The 16356-nt window shown below is 55.4% G+C and carries 12 protein-coding genes and 1 tRNA gene; 9 read left to right on the top strand and 4 right to left on the bottom strand.

The window, feature by feature from the left end:
• From rsmB to CPA50_RS11415, 6 genes are all read left to right on the top strand, one after another.
• The gene (gene rsmB, locus CPA50_RS11440) at positions 1 to 1302 is read left to right on the top strand and encodes a 16S rRNA (cytosine(967)-C(5))-methyltransferase RsmB (RefSeq protein WP_096782644.1); all 1302 of its coding nucleotides are present in this window, start codon (positions 1 to 3) and stop codon (positions 1300 to 1302) included.
• Positions 1299 to 2675, top strand: a complete 1377-nt coding sequence (gene trkA, locus CPA50_RS11435; protein ID WP_096782643.1) for a Trk system potassium transporter TrkA — start codon at positions 1299 to 1301, stop codon at positions 2673 to 2675. Before rsmB ends, trkA begins: the two co-directional genes overlap by 4 nt.
• A 169-nt stretch (positions 2676 to 2844) precedes the next feature.
• On the top strand, positions 2845 to 3879 hold the full coding sequence (gene glyQ, locus CPA50_RS11430; RefSeq protein ID WP_096782969.1) for a glycine--tRNA ligase subunit alpha: 1035 nt from the start codon (positions 2845 to 2847) through the stop codon (positions 3877 to 3879).
• A gap of 2 nt (positions 3880 to 3881) precedes the next feature.
• Positions 3882 to 5963 carry a glycine--tRNA ligase subunit beta gene (gene glyS / locus CPA50_RS11425; protein WP_096782642.1) on the top strand — a complete coding sequence of 694 codons (2082 nt, stop codon included), beginning with the start codon at positions 3882 to 3884 and terminating at the stop codon, positions 5961 to 5963.
• A 3-nt stretch (positions 5964 to 5966) separates the two neighbouring features.
• On the top strand, positions 5967 to 6533 hold the full coding sequence (gene gmhB / locus CPA50_RS11420; RefSeq protein ID WP_096782641.1) for a D-glycero-beta-D-manno-heptose 1,7-bisphosphate 7-phosphatase: 567 nt from the start codon (positions 5967 to 5969) through the stop codon (positions 6531 to 6533).
• 27 nt (positions 6534 to 6560) lie between these two features.
• Positions 6561 to 6637 (top strand) — tRNA-Pro (locus CPA50_RS11415).
• Between the two features lie 103 nt (positions 6638 to 6740).
• On the opposite strand, the gene CPA50_RS11410 is transcribed toward CPA50_RS11415, so the two are convergent.
• From CPA50_RS11410 to CPA50_RS11395, 4 genes are all read right to left on the bottom strand, one after another.
• Positions 6741 to 7859 carry an ABC transporter permease gene (locus CPA50_RS11410; RefSeq protein WP_096782968.1) on the bottom strand — a complete coding sequence of 373 codons (1119 nt, stop codon included), beginning with the start codon at positions 7857 to 7859 and terminating at the stop codon, positions 6741 to 6743.
• Between the two features lie 2 nt (positions 7860 to 7861).
• Positions 7862 to 10630 carry a ribosome-associated ATPase/putative transporter RbbA gene (gene rbbA / locus CPA50_RS11405; RefSeq protein ID WP_319823116.1) on the bottom strand — a complete coding sequence of 923 codons (2769 nt, stop codon included), beginning with the start codon at positions 10628 to 10630 and terminating at the stop codon, positions 7862 to 7864.
• Entirely contained in the window at positions 10623 to 11621 is a 999-nt protein-coding gene (locus CPA50_RS11400) for an HlyD family secretion protein (RefSeq protein WP_096782640.1), read from the bottom strand. Before CPA50_RS11400 ends, rbbA begins: the two co-directional genes overlap by 8 nt.
• A 108-nt stretch (positions 11622 to 11729) precedes the next feature.
• Positions 11730 to 13208, bottom strand: a complete 1479-nt coding sequence (locus tag CPA50_RS11395) for a phospholipase D family protein (RefSeq protein ID WP_096782966.1) — start codon at positions 13206 to 13208, stop codon at positions 11730 to 11732.
• Positions 13209 to 13464: 256 nt separating this feature from the next.
• Between CPA50_RS11395 and CPA50_RS11390 the strand changes: the two genes are divergently transcribed.
• The 3 genes from CPA50_RS11390 to CPA50_RS11380 all read left to right on the top strand — a co-directional run bounded on the left by CPA50_RS11390 (position 13465) and on the right by CPA50_RS11380 (position 16295).
• On the top strand, positions 13465 to 14010 hold the full coding sequence (locus CPA50_RS11390; RefSeq protein WP_096782639.1) for a rhodanese-like domain-containing protein: 546 nt from the start codon (positions 13465 to 13467) through the stop codon (positions 14008 to 14010).
• A 63-nt stretch (positions 14011 to 14073) separates the two neighbouring features.
• Complete coding sequence (locus tag CPA50_RS11385) at positions 14074 to 15687, top strand: tetrathionate reductase family octaheme c-type cytochrome (RefSeq protein WP_202971765.1); 1614 nt, start codon at positions 14074 to 14076, stop codon at positions 15685 to 15687.
• Positions 15684 to 16295 carry a cytochrome b/b6 domain-containing protein gene (locus CPA50_RS11380; RefSeq protein ID WP_096782638.1) on the top strand — a complete coding sequence of 204 codons (612 nt, stop codon included), beginning with the start codon at positions 15684 to 15686 and terminating at the stop codon, positions 16293 to 16295. Before CPA50_RS11385 ends, CPA50_RS11380 begins: the two co-directional genes overlap by 4 nt.
• The last annotated feature ends 61 nt before the right edge of the window (positions 16296 to 16356 follow it).

Genomic DNA, 16356 nt, shown 5'->3' with positions numbered 1-16356 from the left:
ATGGACGGCTACGATCTGCCTATGCGAGCGATTGCTGCCAGCGTATTGCTGGCAGTGGAAAACGGCGAATCTCTATCCCAGTGCCTGCCCCCGGCTTTGCAGCGCCTTTCTCCCAATGAACGCCCGGCCCTTCAGGCACTCTGTTACGGCACCTGCCGCTGGTTTCATCGCCTTGACAGCGAACTGGAATCCCGGCTGAAAAAACCGATAAAAAAACCTGACCGTATTGTTCATCATCTGATGCTGGTCGCGCTGTTTCAGCTCCGCTTCAGCCAGCAGGCTACCTACGCTGTTCTGAACGAATCCGTAGAGGCCTGCCGCGCGCTCGATAAACCTCATCTTACTGGCCTGGTAAATGGGGTTTTGCGCTCCGCCGAGCGTGAAGGTGCGCCAGAGCCGAAAACCGATGCCAGCCGTTTCAGCCATCCCGTCTGGATGGTGGAAAAGCTTCGCCATAACTGGCCTGACGACTGGCAACAGATTCTCGAAGCGAACAACGCGCAGGCCCCGATGACACTGAGGGTGAACGCTCTGCGCTTCAGCCGCGACGAATACCTCGCGCAACTGAACGAAGCAGAAATTGAAGCCACAGCAACCAGCTTTGCACCTCATGGCATCCAGCTCAGCAGACCAATACAGGTTGATCAGTTGCCCTGGTTTGCCGACGGGGCAGTCAGCGTTCAGGACGAAGCTGCACAGCTCTGTACAACCATGCTGGACCTCGCGCAGGGGCAAAGGGTTCTGGACGCCTGCGCGGCACCCGGCGGAAAAACCTGCGCTATTCTTGAAAGTCAGGCAGAACTGGCGGAAGTCGTTGCCATCGATGAATCCGCCATGCGCCTGCCCAGGGTTCAGGAGAATCTGGACCGGCTGGACCTGCACGCCACCCTGCTGCAGGCAGATGCCGCAGACATTGAACAATGGTGGGACGGAGAGCCTTTTGACCGCATCCTGCTCGACGTACCCTGCAGCGCCAGCGGCGTAATCCGCCGCCATCCGGACATCAAACTGTTGCGGAGGGAAACCGACGTTGTACCTCTGGCAGCCATACAGCTCGGCCTTCTTGCAGCCATGTGGTCCGTACTCAAGCCGGGTGGACGCCTGGTCTATGCGACCTGCTCCGTGTTCCCCCAGGAAAACCACCGTATAATTCAACGATTCCTCAAACAACAAAGCACCGCTGTGCTTATTGAGCCAGAGGTCCTGTGGGGGCGGAATATGGGTGCGGGGCGACAGCTTCTCCCCGATCAAACCAGCCATGACGGCTTTTTCTATGCCGTACTGGAGAAACCTGAATCATGAAGATCCTGATCCTCGGTGCCGGCCAGGTGGGCGGCACGCTGGCTGAAAACCTCGCCAGCGAAGCCAACGATATAACGGTCATCGACACCGACGCGGCACGTCTCCGCGAGCTGCAGGATCGCCTCGACATTCGCACAGTTCAGGGCATGGCCTCCTATCCGACGGTGCTGAGCCAGGCTAACGCAGAAGATGCCGACATGCTGATCGCGGTAACCAACAGCGACGAAACCAACATGGTCGCCTGCCAGATTGCGAGCATATTGTATAACACGCCCACCAAAATCAGCCGTGTACGGGCCAGCGCCTACCTGTCCAACAACAAGCTTTTCGGGAAAGGGGGCGGATTTCCCATTGATGTCATGATCAGCCCCGAGCATCTGGTTACCCGCCACATCACGCGGCTGATTGAATACCCCGGAGCCCTGCAAGTGCTGGAGTTTTCCAAGGGGCTGGTCCGGCTGGTCGCTATCCGTGCTACAGAAGGCGGTCCTCTGGTAGGCCGTGAACTGTCTTATCTGCGCACACACATGCCCAAGGTCGAGACCAGGGTTGCCGCCATTTTCCGTAAAGACCGGGCCATCATGCCCCGGGGCGACACGGTACTTGAAGACGGTGACGAGGTTTTTTTCATCGCCGGTACCGATCACATCCGTTCGGTCATGAGCGAACTGCAACCGCTGGTTAAAAACTACAAACGCATTTTTATCTGCGGTGGCGGCAACATAGGCCAACGCCTGGCCCATACCCTCGAAAACCGTTTTCAGGTGAAGCTGCTGGAGCGCAATCACGAACGCTGCGTGCTTCTCTCGGAAAACCTCCGCAAGACGGTTGTCCTTGAGGGGAACGCCGCAGACAAGGACATACTGCTGGAAGAAAACATCGAAAACACCGATGTTTTCTGCGCGGTCACCAACGATGACGAAGCCAATATCATGGCATCGCTGCTGGCCAAGCGCCTTGGCGCCCGCAAGGTGTTCACCCTGATCAACAATCCTGACTATGTGGATCTGATCCAGGGCGGCGAGATTGATGTAGCAATTTCGCCCCAGCAAACGACCATCGGCAGCCTGCTTACCCATGTGCGTCGGGGCGACGTTGTAAACGTCCACTCGCTACGCAGAGGGGCAGCCGAAGCCATTGAGGCCATTGCTCACGGAGACCACAAATCATCCAAGGTTATTGGCCGGCGACTGGATGAAATAAATCTGCCCCAGGGCGCAACTATTGGTGCAATTGTACGCCACGACGAGGTACTGATCGCCCACGACCACCTGCGGGTGCAGCCCGATGACCACGTCATCCTGTTCCTGGTAGACAAGTCACGGGTAAGAGAAGTTGAAAAGCTCTTCGCAGTAGGGCTCACATTCTTCTAGTTCAAAATCAAGAGCATGAAGACTACTTAGAAATACCGCTTTGGCGAGCGTATAATGCGCCTTTTTTCCGAATGACCCTCTTGCGAGCGAATTGAATATTGGCTCCGGAGTGACTCGAAACCGAGTCCGAAGAGTGGCTACACACAGACTGAATCAGCAGGCAAATGTTGTGAAAGAGAAGGCGACCGACAAGGCAACGAACAGCACTCCGGACATCAAGACCTTTCAGGGCTTGATTCTGGCTCTGCAGAATTTCTGGGCGCAGCAAGGCTGCGTGGTACTTCAGCCTCTGGATATGGAGGTAGGAGCCGGTACTTTTCACCCGGCAACCTTCCTGCGGGCCATAGGGCCAGAAACCTGGAATGCCGCGTATGTGCAGCCGAGCCGGCGCCCTACAGACGGCCGCTACGGGGAGAACCCGAACCGTCTGCAGCACTACTACCAGTTCCAGGTAGTGCTCAAACCTTCACCCGATAATATTCAGGAACTCTACCTCGACTCGTTGCGGGCCCTGGGGCTGGATCCGCTGATTCACGACATCCGCTTTGTGGAAGACAACTGGGAATCGCCCACGCTTGGTGCCTGGGGTCTGGGCTGGGAAATCTGGCTGAACGGAATGGAAGTTACCCAGTTTACCTATTTCCAGCAGGTGGGCGGCCTTGAATGCTACCCGGTTACCGGTGAACTGACCTACGGTCTTGAGCGCATCGCCATGTACCTCCAGGGGGTCGATAGCGTATACGACCTGGTCTGGACAGAAGGCCCGGACGGCGTGGTCACTTACGGCGACGTTTTCCATCAGCAAGAAGTGGAAATGTCCACCTACAACTTCGAGTACGCAGACACCGAGTTCCTATTCCACAGCTTTGATGTCTATGAACGCGAAAGCGCCAGACTGATTGAAGCCGGACTGGCTCTGCCAGCCTACGAACAGGTTCTGAAAGCATCTCATACCTTCAATCTGCTGGACGCCCGCCACGCCATCTCGGTCACCGAGCGTCAGCGCTTTATCCTGCGCGTACGCACTCTCGCACGGGCCGTTGCCCAGGCGTACTTCGACAGCCGCCGCAAGCTCGGTTTCCCGCTTGCCCAGGAGGCCCTGCGTCAGGAAGTTCTGGCCGCAGCCGAGGCCGCCGACAACAAAGGCAAGGGTAAGAAGGGCAAAAAAGAGAAGCAGGCACAGCAGGAAAAGGGAAAAGCATAACCATGGCTACACAGGATTTTCTGGTCGAACTGGGCGTTGAAGAACTGCCCTCGAAATCACTCAAGCCGCTGTCGGATGCTTTCACGCAGGGCATCACCAAGGGCCTGGAAGAAGCTGGCATCGTATTCGGCAAGGTAGAATCCTTTGCCGCGCCACGCCGTCTGGCCGTGCGTATCCGTGATCTGGCCGATGCCCAGCCGGATAAGCCTATTGAAAAGCGCGGCCCGGCCGTGAAAGCCGCTTTCGATGACGCCGGTAACCCCACCCGTGCGCTCACCGGCTTTGCCACATCTCTGGGCGTAACTCCCGATCAGCTTGATACCCTCGAAACCGACAAGGGCGCCTGGCTGGTCTATCGCACCGTAGAGCAGGGCAAACCCACCGTAGATCTGCTCTCCGGGCTGGTTGAGAACTCTCTCGCATCACTACCGATCCCCAAACGGATGCGGTGGGGCGCACACCGCACCGAATTCGTCAGGCCTGTGCACTGGCTGGTGATGCTCTTTGGTAACAAGGTCATTGACGCACCTATCATGGGGCTGACTCCGGGCAACAAAACCCTGGGGCACCGTTTCCATTGCCCAAAAGAACTGATTATTCCGACTCCAGCGGATTACGAAGTTGTACTTGAGCAGGAAGGCTATGTAATTGCAGATTTCGCAAAACGCCGGGAGCAGATCCGCGCCGGTGTCAGTGCCCTTGCCGTAGCAGAAGCCGATGGTGAAGCGGTTATTGATGAAGATCTTCTGGACGAAGTCACTGGCCTGAATGAGTGGCCAGTGCCTCTGATGGGGCGCTTTGAGGACAGGTTCCTGAAAGTTCCGGCAGAAGCGCTGATCTCCTCCATGAAGGAGCACCAGAAGTACTTCCATGTAGTAAACGCCAGCGGCCAGATGCTGCCCCTGTTCATTACCGTAGCCAACATAGAGAGCAAGGACCCGTCTCAGGTTATATCCGGTAACGAAAAGGTCATTCGTCCACGGCTTTCAGACGCGGCCTTTTTCTATGAAACTGACCGAAAAACCCGCCTGGAAGACCGCGTTGACCGGCTCAAACCAATTGTATTTCAGGACAAGCTCGGCAGCATTTACGACAAATCTGTTCGGGTTGCCGCGCTGGCCAAAAAAATAGCGTCAGCTATTGGCAGCGACCCGGCTCTGGCCGAGCGCGCAGCCATGCTCGCAAAGACAGACCTGGTGACTGAAATGGTGCTGGAGTTCAGCGACCTTCAGGGCATCATGGGGCAGTACTACGCAACCAACGATGGCGAACCTGCCGATGTAGCGAAAGCGATGAACGAGCAGTACATGCCACGCTTCGCCAAAGACAGCCTGCCCACAACCCTCACAAGTTGTGCCCTCGCCATCGCTGACCGTCTGGATTCGCTTGTGGGTCTGTTTGGCATCGGACAGCCACCTTCCGGCACCCGGGATCCGTTCGCCCTGCGCCGAGCCTCTCTGGGTGTGCTGCGTATTATCATCGAGCGCGAACTGCCACTGGATCTGCAGACCTGTTGCGAATGGGCAGAGGAAAACTTCAACGGACTGACCGGGGAAGGTACTGCCTCTCAGGTGGTTGATTACATGCTGGACCGGTTCCGGGCCCATTATGATGAGCAGGGTATTAGTGCCGAGGTATACCTGGCCGTCCATGCCCGCAGACCAACCCGTCCGCTGGACTTCGACCGCCGGGTAAAAGCCGTGGAAGCTTTCCGCCAGTTGCCGGAAGCTCTGGCCCTGGCTGGTGCCAACAAGCGGGTTTCCAACATCCTTGCCAAACAGGGTGGGGATAGCCTGGGCGAAACCGTCAACAGTAACCTGCTACAGGATACAGCTGAAAAAACCCTGGCCGCTCAGATAGAACAGCAAGCAGAAAAGGTAATCCCGCTGTTTGAACAGGGCGACTATGCCAGCGCGTTGCAGTCACTTGCGACCCTGCAGGAACCCGTAGACAGCTTCTTCAACGACGTCATGGTTATGGCTGAAGATGAAGCCGTACGGGACAACAGGCTTGCACTGCTGAACCGCCTGCATAACCTGTTTTTGCGCGTTGCAGATATCTCATTGCTGCCTGCCGCTGGCTGACACATGCTGATCATCCTCGACCGGGACGGGGTCATCAACGAGTACGACGGCAATTACATCTGCTCTGCGGATGAATGGCACCCCATTCCCGGCAGCATTGAGGCGATGGCCAGGCTTTGTCAGGCTGGCCATCGTATCGCCATAGCTACCAATCAGTCGGGGATCGGGCGGGGGTACTACAGTACCGACGTGCTGAATGCCATGCACGCAAAGCTGGAGCGGTTGCTGGAAGCCTTGGGAGGCTGCATCGATTTCATCGCTTATTGTCCCCACCACCCGGATGATGGCTGTCGTTGCCGCAAGCCCCTGACCGGCCTGCTGGAACAGATTCGCGGTCACTTTAACCTGAGTGCCCTGAACGGAGCCGTTATGGTCGGCGATAGCCGCAAGGATCTGGAGGCAGGTTTTGCTGAAGGGTGCCAACCTGTGCTGGTTCGCACCGGCAACGGGGAAGATACCGAATACCACCTGAAAAAACGCCCGATCCACGGTGCCAGAGTAGCAATCTACGACAATCTCAGCGCGTTTACGGATGCTTTTTTATCGGGCCAGGGTCTGGTAAAAACTTAGGGAATCAGTATAATACCGGCCGTTGATCGGCGTGTGGCGCAGCTTGGTAGCGCACTTCGTTCGGGACGAAGGGGTCGGAGGTTCGAATCCTCTCACGCCGACCACTTTCCCGAATTTCTCTCCTGCACTATGTTTATTTCCTGTCAGTCATCTGCACGACCTGTTTCTCATTCCTAACAGAATCCGCCGGTACAACTGTATCAGGGCCTAAACCGCCAGATGCCGCCGGAACAAAGCCAGCGCCGTTGTGAAGAACACTACACCTATACCTATCAACGCCAGCATCTGTGGCCACACCACCTCAAGCCCTGCACCCCGATAGAGAATTGCCTGAGCCATGCTCACGAAGTGAGTGGTGGGTGCTGCCAGCATAATGTTCTGTACCAGATCCGGCATGCTTTCTCTGGGCGTAATGCCACCAGAGAGCAGTTGCAGCGGCAGAATGGTAAGGATCAGCAGCAAACCGAACTGCGGCATGGTGCGTGCCACTGTGCCAATCAGGATACCGATAGCTGTGGTGGAAAACAGATGAATCAGGGCGCCAAACAGGAACAATAAAACCGAACCCTGCACAGGCACTGCAAGCACGCCCTGGATCACGATAGTGATGGAAAGCGTAGCCGCCAGCATAACCACCAGACCGTTTGCCCAGACCTTGGCAGCCATAATCTCGAAGGGCCTTACGGGCATCACCATCAGGTGCTCCACCGTGCCATGTTCGCGCTCCCGAATCAGCGCGGCACCGGTAAGGATGATACTGATCAGAGTAATCTCGGTGATCAGCTCCATTACGCCGCCGAACCAGGTGCCGTCGAGATTCGGATTAAAGCTGATCCGGGTAATCAGTTCTACCGGAAGCGAACTGGCGGAGCTTCCTGTCTCCAGATATTCCGCCACTTCAGTGGTAATTATCTGTTCAATGTAGCTGGCGCCAATAAACGCCTGTGTCATCCGTGTGGCATCAATATCCAGTTGCAGACTGGATACTTTTCCACTGCGTACGTCCCGCTCAAAACCCTCCGGAATGATCAGGGCAAAAGTATGGGTGCCTTGATCCAGCATCTCGTCAATCTGGTTAAAACTAACGAGATCGGGCTTCAGAAACCATGGCTGTTGCAGCGAGTCTATAACGTGGCCGGAAAGCGCTGTCTGATCTTCATCCACTACCGCCACAGGCGCATTGTGCAGTTCCATGGAGCCCGCAGAGCCCGCGGTATAGACAATCAAAGTAAAAGCCAGCAACACAAAGATCAGCAGAACCTTGTCGTGCCAGACGCTGCGCAGCTCTTTAACACCCAGGTTCCATATAGTTCCGAGAGATTCCATCATCAGCGCCCCTGTTTCCGGAGTAATGCCACGGATAAAAACGTGAGCACGGGAATGAAAGCCGCCAGTATCAGGAAGGCGTGTTGCAGGTCACCAAAGGTCAGCCCCTTGGTAAACACCCCCCGGGAAATTTCCAAAAACCAGGTGGCGGGCCAGAACTGGCCAATAATTGCTGTAAAGCCTTCCAAAGAAGATACTGGTTCGGTCAGACCGGAAAACTGCACCGTCGGCAGGATGGTAATAATGGCAGTAGCCGCCAAAGCAGCAATCTGGGTAGATGCAAAGGCCGAGATCACCTGACCCAGGCCAGTGGTAACCGTCACAAAGAGCAGGGCGCTCACGGTTAATGTCAGCAAGCTGCCCTTGATGGGCACATCAAACAGGAAGACAGCCAGCAATACGAGACTCGCATAGCTCACCATACTGAACCCGATATAGGGCAGTTGTTTGCCCAGCAAAAATTCCAGCCGGGTTACAGGGGTTACGTAGAGGTTGGTGATGGAGCCCAGCTCTTTCTCTCGCACAATGCCCAGAGCCATAAGAATTGCCGGAATAAAAATCAGCAAAATAGGGATCACTGCAGGCACCATGGCATCCAGACTCCGGAACTCCTGATTATACCGATAGCGGGTTTTTATGGAGACCAGACTCAGAGTGGGTACCGACCCGTAAGTGCGCAGGATCAGGTCCTCAAAATAACTTAAATGGAGGCCCTGAATGTATCCGAGAATGGTCTCTCCACGAAAAGGCATGGCTCCATCTATCCAGACAGCTATCTCTGTAGAGCGGCCACTTTTGAGATCCTTGCCAAACCCCGGAGGGAATGAGAGTGCGAGGCTGAGTTCACCAGATATCATGCGCTGTTCCAGCTCAGCCATGGTCGAAATCGGCGGTTGCTCAACAAAATACCGGGAACCCGAGACCGCCGTGATGTAATCCTGGCTCTGGGGGCTCTGGTCCTGATCCAGTACGGCGAAAGAAAGATCTTCCACGTCCAGGGTAATGCCGTAACCAAGGATCATCATAAGCAGAGCTGAGCCAATAAAGGCAAAGGCCATGCGGATAGGGTCACGCAACAGCTCCCGGAATTCACGGCGAGCGTAGGCCATAAGACGCCTCAGGCTGAACGCCCCGTATCGCTGTGGAGATGCGCTGTCCGTATTCAGGACCTTACCATCACCATGGCCCTCCGGTTCTTTATCAACCGCTTCAAGGGTCTTCATAAACGCAGCTTCAAGGTTGTCGGCCTGAGCTTCACGGACCAGCTCCGCAGGCGTGTCACAAGCCAGCACCTCACCGGCATGCATCAGGGAAATCCTGTCGCAACGCTCGCCTTCGTTCATGAAATGGGTAGAAATGAAAATGGTGACACCGTCTTCCCTGGACAGTTTCAACAATAAGGTCCAGAAGCGGTTACGGGCACCCGGATCCACCCCGGAGGTAGGTTCATCAAGAATTAACAGTTCGGGGGAGTGCACAACAGCTACGGCCAGAGACAATCGCTGGCGCACCCCCAGAGGCAGGTCTCCGGCAAACTGCTCCAGTACGTCAGCAAGGCCAAACTGCTGAGTGAGTTCATTCACCCTGGGTTCAATAGTCTCTGCCGGCAGATGGAACAGACGGGCATGTAATTCCAGATTCTGACGCACAGTCAACTCGCTATAGAGCGAGAACGACTGGGACATATAACCAACACGCTGACGAGTAGCCAGATCCCTGGCATCCAGTGGCGAACCGAACAGGGAAACCTCGCCCTCGGAAGGTACCAGCAGGCCCGTGAGCATTTTCATGGTTGTGGTCTTGCCACATCCATTAGAGCCCAGAAAGCCAAAAATCTCGCCCTTCGGAATAGTAAAGCTGACGTTTTTCACCGCCGTGAAATCACCAAAACGCAGGGTGAGATTGCGAGCCTCTATCGCCGGGACACCTTCCGACAAACCATCATCTTTGATCAGTTGCGGCTCGCTGCCGGCCCCGGACACGAATTCCTGGCGCTCTTCCGGCAACAGGGCAATAAATGCATCATCCAGAGTTTCTGTGCCCATCTTCAGCTTTAACTCGGCCGGGGAACCCGTCGCAAGAATGGCGCCGCTGTCCATCGCAACCAGCCAGTCGTAGCGCTCGGCTTCTTCCATATAGGCCGTGGCAACCAGCACGCTCATGGACGGCTGCTGGCGACGGATAGTGTCAATCAGATCCCAGAAACGCTGCCGCGACAGAGGATCTACCCCAGTGGTAGGCTCATCAAGAATCAGCAACTCGGGGTTATGGATAAGAGCACAGCACAAACCCAGTTTCTGCTTCATACCTCCGGAGAGCTTGCCCGCAGGCCGGCTGCGGAAATCCAGCAGCCCTGTGGCATCAAGCAGGCGATCAATCTGCTCAGTTCGAGCCGCACCGGTAAGGCCGAACAAGTCGGCAAAAAAACCAATGTTCTCGTCTACTGTCAGCGTATGGTAGAGATTGCCACCAAGACCCTGAGGCATATAGGCAATACGCGGTGAAACCTCTCGTCGAAACCGGGAGCTGGACATATCACCTCCCAGTACCTGCAACTTGCCTTGCTGCAGTTTTCGGGCTCCGGCCACCAGTCCCAGCAATGTGGATTTACCCACACCATCCGGACCAATCAACCCGACCATGCAGCCAACAGGCACGTTCAGATTGATGTCCCGCAATGCCTCGCTCGCGCCATAGACATGACTGATGGCCTCCAGCCGCGCAACACTCTCTGCATCATTATTCATACCCATGCTCTGCGTCTCAGCCATTGGGCAAGGTCACCTGCAGGCTTTCTGGCCAGGGCTGGCTTTCATCCAGGCGCACATAAGCATCACCCGGCACACCGGTTTTTACCCTGTCGCGGTAGGCGTTCAGCAGTTCCGGATCGATGCGAATGCGCACCCTGAACATGAGCTTTTCACGTTCACTGCGGGTTTCAACTGCCTTGGGAGTGAATTGAGCTTCAGCAGCGACAAAACTGACCTGTGCTGGCACCACGAAATCGGGCAAGGCGTCCAGAATAATCCGCGCTTCAGCTCCAACCCTCACTTTACCGGCCTGAGCTGTGGGCAGGAAAACTGTCATATAGACATCGGTAACATCCAGTATCGTGGCAACTTTGCCACCAGCAGCCAGCACTTCGCCCGGCTCTGCAAGCCTGTAGAGCACACGCCCGCCAATCGGGCTGTCGAGATGACTGTCATCAATGGTGGATTGAATTTTGCGGATACTTGCCTGTGCAGCTTCAATACCTGCCTGGGCTGAAGCAATCTGAACCCGTGCAGCCTGCAATGCGGCATCGGCCGTTTCTGCGGCGGTGCTTGCCTGATCAAGCTGCTCACGGGAAACATGACCTTTTTCTACCAGAGACTGAAACCGGCTCAGTTCTGCACCAGCCAGACGTTTTTCGCTCTCCCGCTGCTTCACAACGGCCTCTGCCAGACGTTTGGCTTCTATCGCCTGGCTCAGGTTGGCCTGCGCAGCAGCCAGACTCGCGTCCAGTTCATCCGTGTCCATTTCTGCCACCGGGGTACCCGCCTCAATCAGATCACCTTCAGCCACAAATATGCTGTCCAGCCGGCCTGGAATCCGGGTAGCAATATCTACCTGGGTAGCCTCGATACGGCCATTCCCAGAAGCAATGTATTCGGGCAACTCATCGCTGTCAGGCAGAAACTGCCACGCAGCGATGGCAACCAGTGCAATGATCGCCAGTGCAATCAGGAGTTTCATATAGGGGCTTGAGGTTGAGCGTGACATTCATATTCCCTGCTGCAGTTGAGGGTTTGGAAACCATACCGTGACGAAAGAAAGTTTATCACCAACGTCTTCACAGTGACTGACGCGTATCAAAAGCGTGAGTGGTACTTAAAGCAACGATTCAATAGGCAGGAACGAGAAAAGAGCAACCATCATACGCTTTACCAACCCGGTCCCCGGATCGTGGCTATGCCGGATAACTTCTTCGCCATTGCGCTCAATCCACTGTATATCGCCGTCGTCGTCCAGCACCAACTCATATGCGGTAACGTGCGTCTGCTCATCAAATCGCGCCTCCATCATCCGGGTCAGCTTCGGACTCTCAATAACAAAACCCAACTCGGTATTGATGTGGACCGACCGGGGGTCGAAATTGAACGAACCGACAAAAAGCCTTTCACTATCTACAGCAAAGGTTTTGGCATGAAGGCTGGAAACAGAGCTGCCCATCAGGTTGTTTTGCAGCTGGCTCTCCACAGGCATTCCCTCCGGCAGCTTGCGCATCTCAAACAGCTGCACTCCGGCTTCCAGCAGCGGCTTCCGGTATTTCGCATAACCGGCATGCACCATAGCCACGTCGTTGGCTTCCAGGGAGTTGGTCAGCACGCGTACCTGAACACCCTTACTCTCCATATCACGAAACATTTCCACACCGGCCTGGGTGGGGATAAAGTATGGAGAGACCAGTGTTACAGAGCGCTCGGGGCTGCCCATGGCTTCAGCAAGCTGCCGGCTCAGCAATCCCGTCTCCGGCTTCTTGCCCAGCACCTTGGCCGGGTCATCACTGACCATAGTAACCGGTGCCCAAGTGTACACCAGGTTACCTTCCAGCAGCTCTTTAAGGAGGCCTGACTCAGCCACGACACAGATATATTTACTGGCCTCGGAGCTCGAGTTGCTTTGCCTGGCTGTATCCACGACCCGGGCAAGATCATCCCGGTCGGCCGCGGGCAAAATAGTCGTTGCAGGGTATGCCGATGCACTGGACCAGTAACGGTCAAAGTCATCAGAAAGCTCCTGTACCACCGGGCCGATGGCTAAGACATCAAGGTCTGCGAACAATGCCCCCTGGCCCGCTCCGAAATATGCATCCGCAATATTACGTCCGCCGATGATGGTGGCCTGATTATCGGCGGTGAACGATTTATTGTGCATACGATGATTCAGGCGCGGGAAGCTGGTCAGGTAGCCGATCCATTTGGGGTTGCGCACTACAAACGGGTTAAACAGGCGAATTTCAATATTCGGGTGCGTATCCAGCGCGGCAAGCGGCTCATCCAGCCCGGAGATGCCGTTGTCATCCAGCAGGACGCGAACACGAACACCCCTTTCTGCGGCCCTGTATAGCGCATCAAGCAGCATTGTGCCGGTAACGTCGTACTGCCAGATGTAGTACTGGACATCCAGCGTCACTTCGGCCCCCTCAGCCAACAACGCCCGCGCAGCGAAGGCATCGTATGGGTTTTCAAGCATTACGACCCCACTCGCGCCCGGATGCGCGTCTGTTAACGGAGCAATCGCGCGGCCCAGCCGGGTATCCGCGGTTTGCCCGGCTGGCACCGACCAGCTCTCGGTACGTTCAGCCATTGGAGGCAAAGCGCATCCGCTTATGACCAGCAATACAGCCAGGATGGATATTGCGCGCAGATCACTCCGCCTGAACCCGTTCGACAATTGAATGACTCCGTCTTATCAGATCAGTAATTGTAGCAGCAACCTGCCCGCCGCTTTGATCCTGGTCAAACCCTGGTTATAAGCTTATACCGATAATTGAGACATTCTGCATTTTGGGAGTATGGTGGAAGACGAATTCTATTGTATTCCGACTTCAGGAGAAAAACCGATGAGGCTGTTACTGACTGCACTTCTCATGACCTTCGGGCTGAGCTTTTATGCATCGGCAGAAGAGGCTCTGTCTCTTACCCCTCAGGAAACTTACGACCTGGTACAAAAACAGGGCGACCAGATCCTGTTTGTTGATGTAAGAGATCCGGTAGAAATAATGTTTATCGGCTTCACCGATACGGTGGATAAAAACCTTCCTTTCAAGCTGGCCGATCGCACCAATTTTCTTGCCGACAAAGGCCGGTTTGCCATGAAAACCAACCCCGACTTTGCAGCCGGTGTTGAGCAGGCCCTGAAGGACAAAGGGCTAACCAAAGATGCACTGATCATCACCATGTGCCGTTCCGGCTCAAGCCGCGGCAAACCCAGTGCCGAGTACCTGCTGGAACGCGGTTTCAGCAACGTAAAATACATTGATCATGGTTTTCAGGGCAGCAGTGCCAAAGAAGGCAAAAAAGCCGGTATGAGAATTGTGAACGGCTGGCAGAACGAGGGCTTGCCCTGGTCCATGACGCTTAATCCGGAAAAAATATACCGGCCTTGAAAGCATCTGTACTGACAGGTCGCAGGCAGTTCCCTGAATGGGCGTTTTAACATGGAGAATGTCATGGCAAAGCTGATCTCGATTCGCCACCCCCGGCAATTGGGAATGAGCATGCTGGTGGCCGTATTGATGCTGGCAGCTACGTTTCCTGCGCAAGCAGCGGTTGAACACGCTCCTCCCACAGCTGATCACAGTAAATTCAGATCTCTCGAAGGCCCGTTCGAAACCGCCAGCGACGTAACCGAAGCCTGTGTGAAATGCCATACAGAAGCCGCCGGGCAGATCAAGGCAACCACACACTGGACCTGGCTTTATAAACATGCCGAAACAGGGCAGGCCCTGGGTAAGAATCAGGTTATCAACAGCTTCTGCGGAATGGCCATAACCAATGAGCCTCGCTGCACATCCTGCCACGCAGGTTACGGCTGGAATGACATGCGGCAACCGCCGCCGGAAGCTGATTCGGCGGTGGACTGCCTGGTGTGTCACGACACAACCGGTGATTACTGGAAATTTCCGACGCTCGCCGGTGACCCCACCTATATTCCGCGGGAATGGCCCAAGGGCAGTGGCAAGATTGTTCAACCGCCAGACCTGCCCAACATTGCACAGAACGTGGGTGCCAGCGGTCGCGCCAACTGCGGCAGCTGCCACTTCTATGGCGGAGGCGGAGACGGTATCAAACATGGCGACCTCGACTCCTCGCTGGTAACACCCGACCGGTCGCTGGACGTGCACATGTCTCCCGAAGGTGGCAATTTCACCTGTTCAGACTGCCACACAACCTGGGGCCACAGTGTTTCTGGCAGCCGTTATCAGGTAAACGCCAAAGATACTCTTGGTATTGATGTACCCGGCCACACAGATCTCAGCCGCGCAAGCTGTGAGTCCTGTCATGGCGGAGCACCCCATCACAAAAAAAAGCTCAACGATCACATAGATAAGCTCGCATGCCAGACCTGTCATGTGCCTGCATTTGCCCGGGGAGGCGTGCCCACAAAGATGTGGTGGGACTGGTCAACTGCCGGAAAGCTGGATGCCGAAGGTAAGCCAGTCACCGAGTACGATGAGCACGGCCACTTAAGCTACCTGAGTGAGAAGGGTGACTTCCGCTACGGTGAAAATGTGGTTCCCTACTACGCATGGTTTAACGGCACCGTTGAGTACACCATGATTGATGAGGTTCTCGATGTTGAAAATCCGCCGCTGGAGATCAACCGGATTGAAGGCGGGCCGGATGATCCTGACTCACGCATCTGGCCGTTCAAGCTGATGCGTGGCAAACAGCCTTTCGATACCGAGCGGAAAACGCTCCTGGCAACTCATGTGTTCGGCGCAGATGACTCGTCACTCTGGAGCAACTACGACTGGCCCAAGGCTCTTCAGGCCGCCAGCGACATGTCGGGTATGCCCTTCAGCGGTAACTTTGATTTCATTGAAACCAGAATGTACTGGCCGATTACCCACATGGTACCGCCCGCTGATCAGGCCCTGCATTGCGGCTCCTGCCACGCTGGAGAAAGCCGCCTGGCAGGTATTGGTGGCATCTACATACCAGGACACAGCAGCAATCCCTGGCTGGATCGTATCGGCTGGCTGGTTGTAGCGCTCACCCTGGCAGGAGTTATCATCCACGGCCTTCTGCGTGTGGTCTTCAGAAAGAGGAAGCAATCATGAGCCGGGTACTGGTATACAAACGCTTTGAGCGCTTCTGGCACTGGTTTCAGGCCTTGCTGATTTTCAGCCTGCTGATAACCGGCTTTGAAATACACGGCAGTTATTCACTGTTGAGGTTTGGTGACGCAACGCAGCTGCATACCATCGCAGCCTGGTCGCTGATCGTGCTCTGGCTGTTTGCAATCTTCTGGCACATCACCACGGGTGAGTGGCGCCAGTATGTGCCCACCAGCAAGGGGCTGTTTGCGGTAATACACTACTACCTGATTGGTACGTTTACCGGAGCTGAACACCCCTACCGTAAAACAACCAAAGCCAAACACAACCCATTACAGAGACTGGCCTACCTGTTTTTCAAACTAGTGATCTCCCCCATTATCTGGGCGAGCGGCCTGCTGTATCTGTTTTACAACGACTGGCCGGCCATGCTTGCAGGAGCTCTCAACCTTGAAACCGTAGCACTGGTTCATACCGCTGCAGCCTTTGCCATGCTGGTTTTCATTATTGCTCATGTGTATATGACTACGATGGGTCACACCCTGACCAGCCACATCAAACCCATGGTGACCGGTTACGAGGATCTGGACGAGCCTGCCAGTAAATCCTGACCCCTCCTGCCACCAACAAAAAAGCCGGCCCTGTCAGGAGGCCGGCTTTTTTTACGCCCTT

The organism is Marinobacter sp. ANT_B65 (assembly GCF_002407605.1).
In the GTDB taxonomy this organism is placed as follows: Bacteria; Pseudomonadota; Gammaproteobacteria; order Pseudomonadales; family Oleiphilaceae; genus Marinobacter.
The sequence above is the reverse complement of the archived record's forward strand: the minus strand, read 5'-3'. Positions and strand labels throughout refer to the sequence as shown.

Bases quoted from the DNA above. Each gene is read 5' to 3' on its own strand.
- CPA50_RS11380 (WP_096782638.1), top strand. From the start codon at position 15,684: ATGAGCCGGGTACTGGTATACAAACGCTTTGAGCGCTTCTGGCACTGG.
- CPA50_RS11385 (WP_202971765.1), top strand. From the start codon at position 14,074: ATGGCAAAGCTGATCTCGATTCGCCACCCCCGGCAATTGGGAATGAGC.
- CPA50_RS11410 (WP_096782968.1), bottom strand. From the start codon at position 7,859: ATGGAATCTCTCGGAACTATATGGAACCTGGGTGTTAAAGAGCTGCGC.
- CPA50_RS11395 (WP_096782966.1), bottom strand. From the start codon at position 13,208: ATGGCTGAACGTACCGAGAGCTGGTCGGTGCCAGCCGGGCAAACCGCG.
- glyS (WP_096782642.1), top strand. From the start codon at position 3,882: ATGGCTACACAGGATTTTCTGGTCGAACTGGGCGTTGAAGAACTGCCC.
- CPA50_RS11400 (WP_096782640.1), bottom strand. From the start codon at position 11,621: ATGTCACGCTCAACCTCAAGCCCCTATATGAAACTCCTGATTGCACTG.
- gmhB (WP_096782641.1), top strand. From the start codon at position 5,967: ATGCTGATCATCCTCGACCGGGACGGGGTCATCAACGAGTACGACGGC.
- rbbA (WP_319823116.1), bottom strand. From the start codon at position 10,630: ATGGCTGAGACGCAGAGCATGGGTATGAATAATGATGCAGAGAGTGTT.
- rsmB (WP_096782644.1), top strand. From the start codon at position 1: ATGGACGGCTACGATCTGCCTATGCGAGCGATTGCTGCCAGCGTATTG.
- trkA (WP_096782643.1), top strand. From the start codon at position 1,299: ATGAAGATCCTGATCCTCGGTGCCGGCCAGGTGGGCGGCACGCTGGCT.
- CPA50_RS11390 (WP_096782639.1), top strand. From the start codon at position 13,465: ATGAGGCTGTTACTGACTGCACTTCTCATGACCTTCGGGCTGAGCTTT.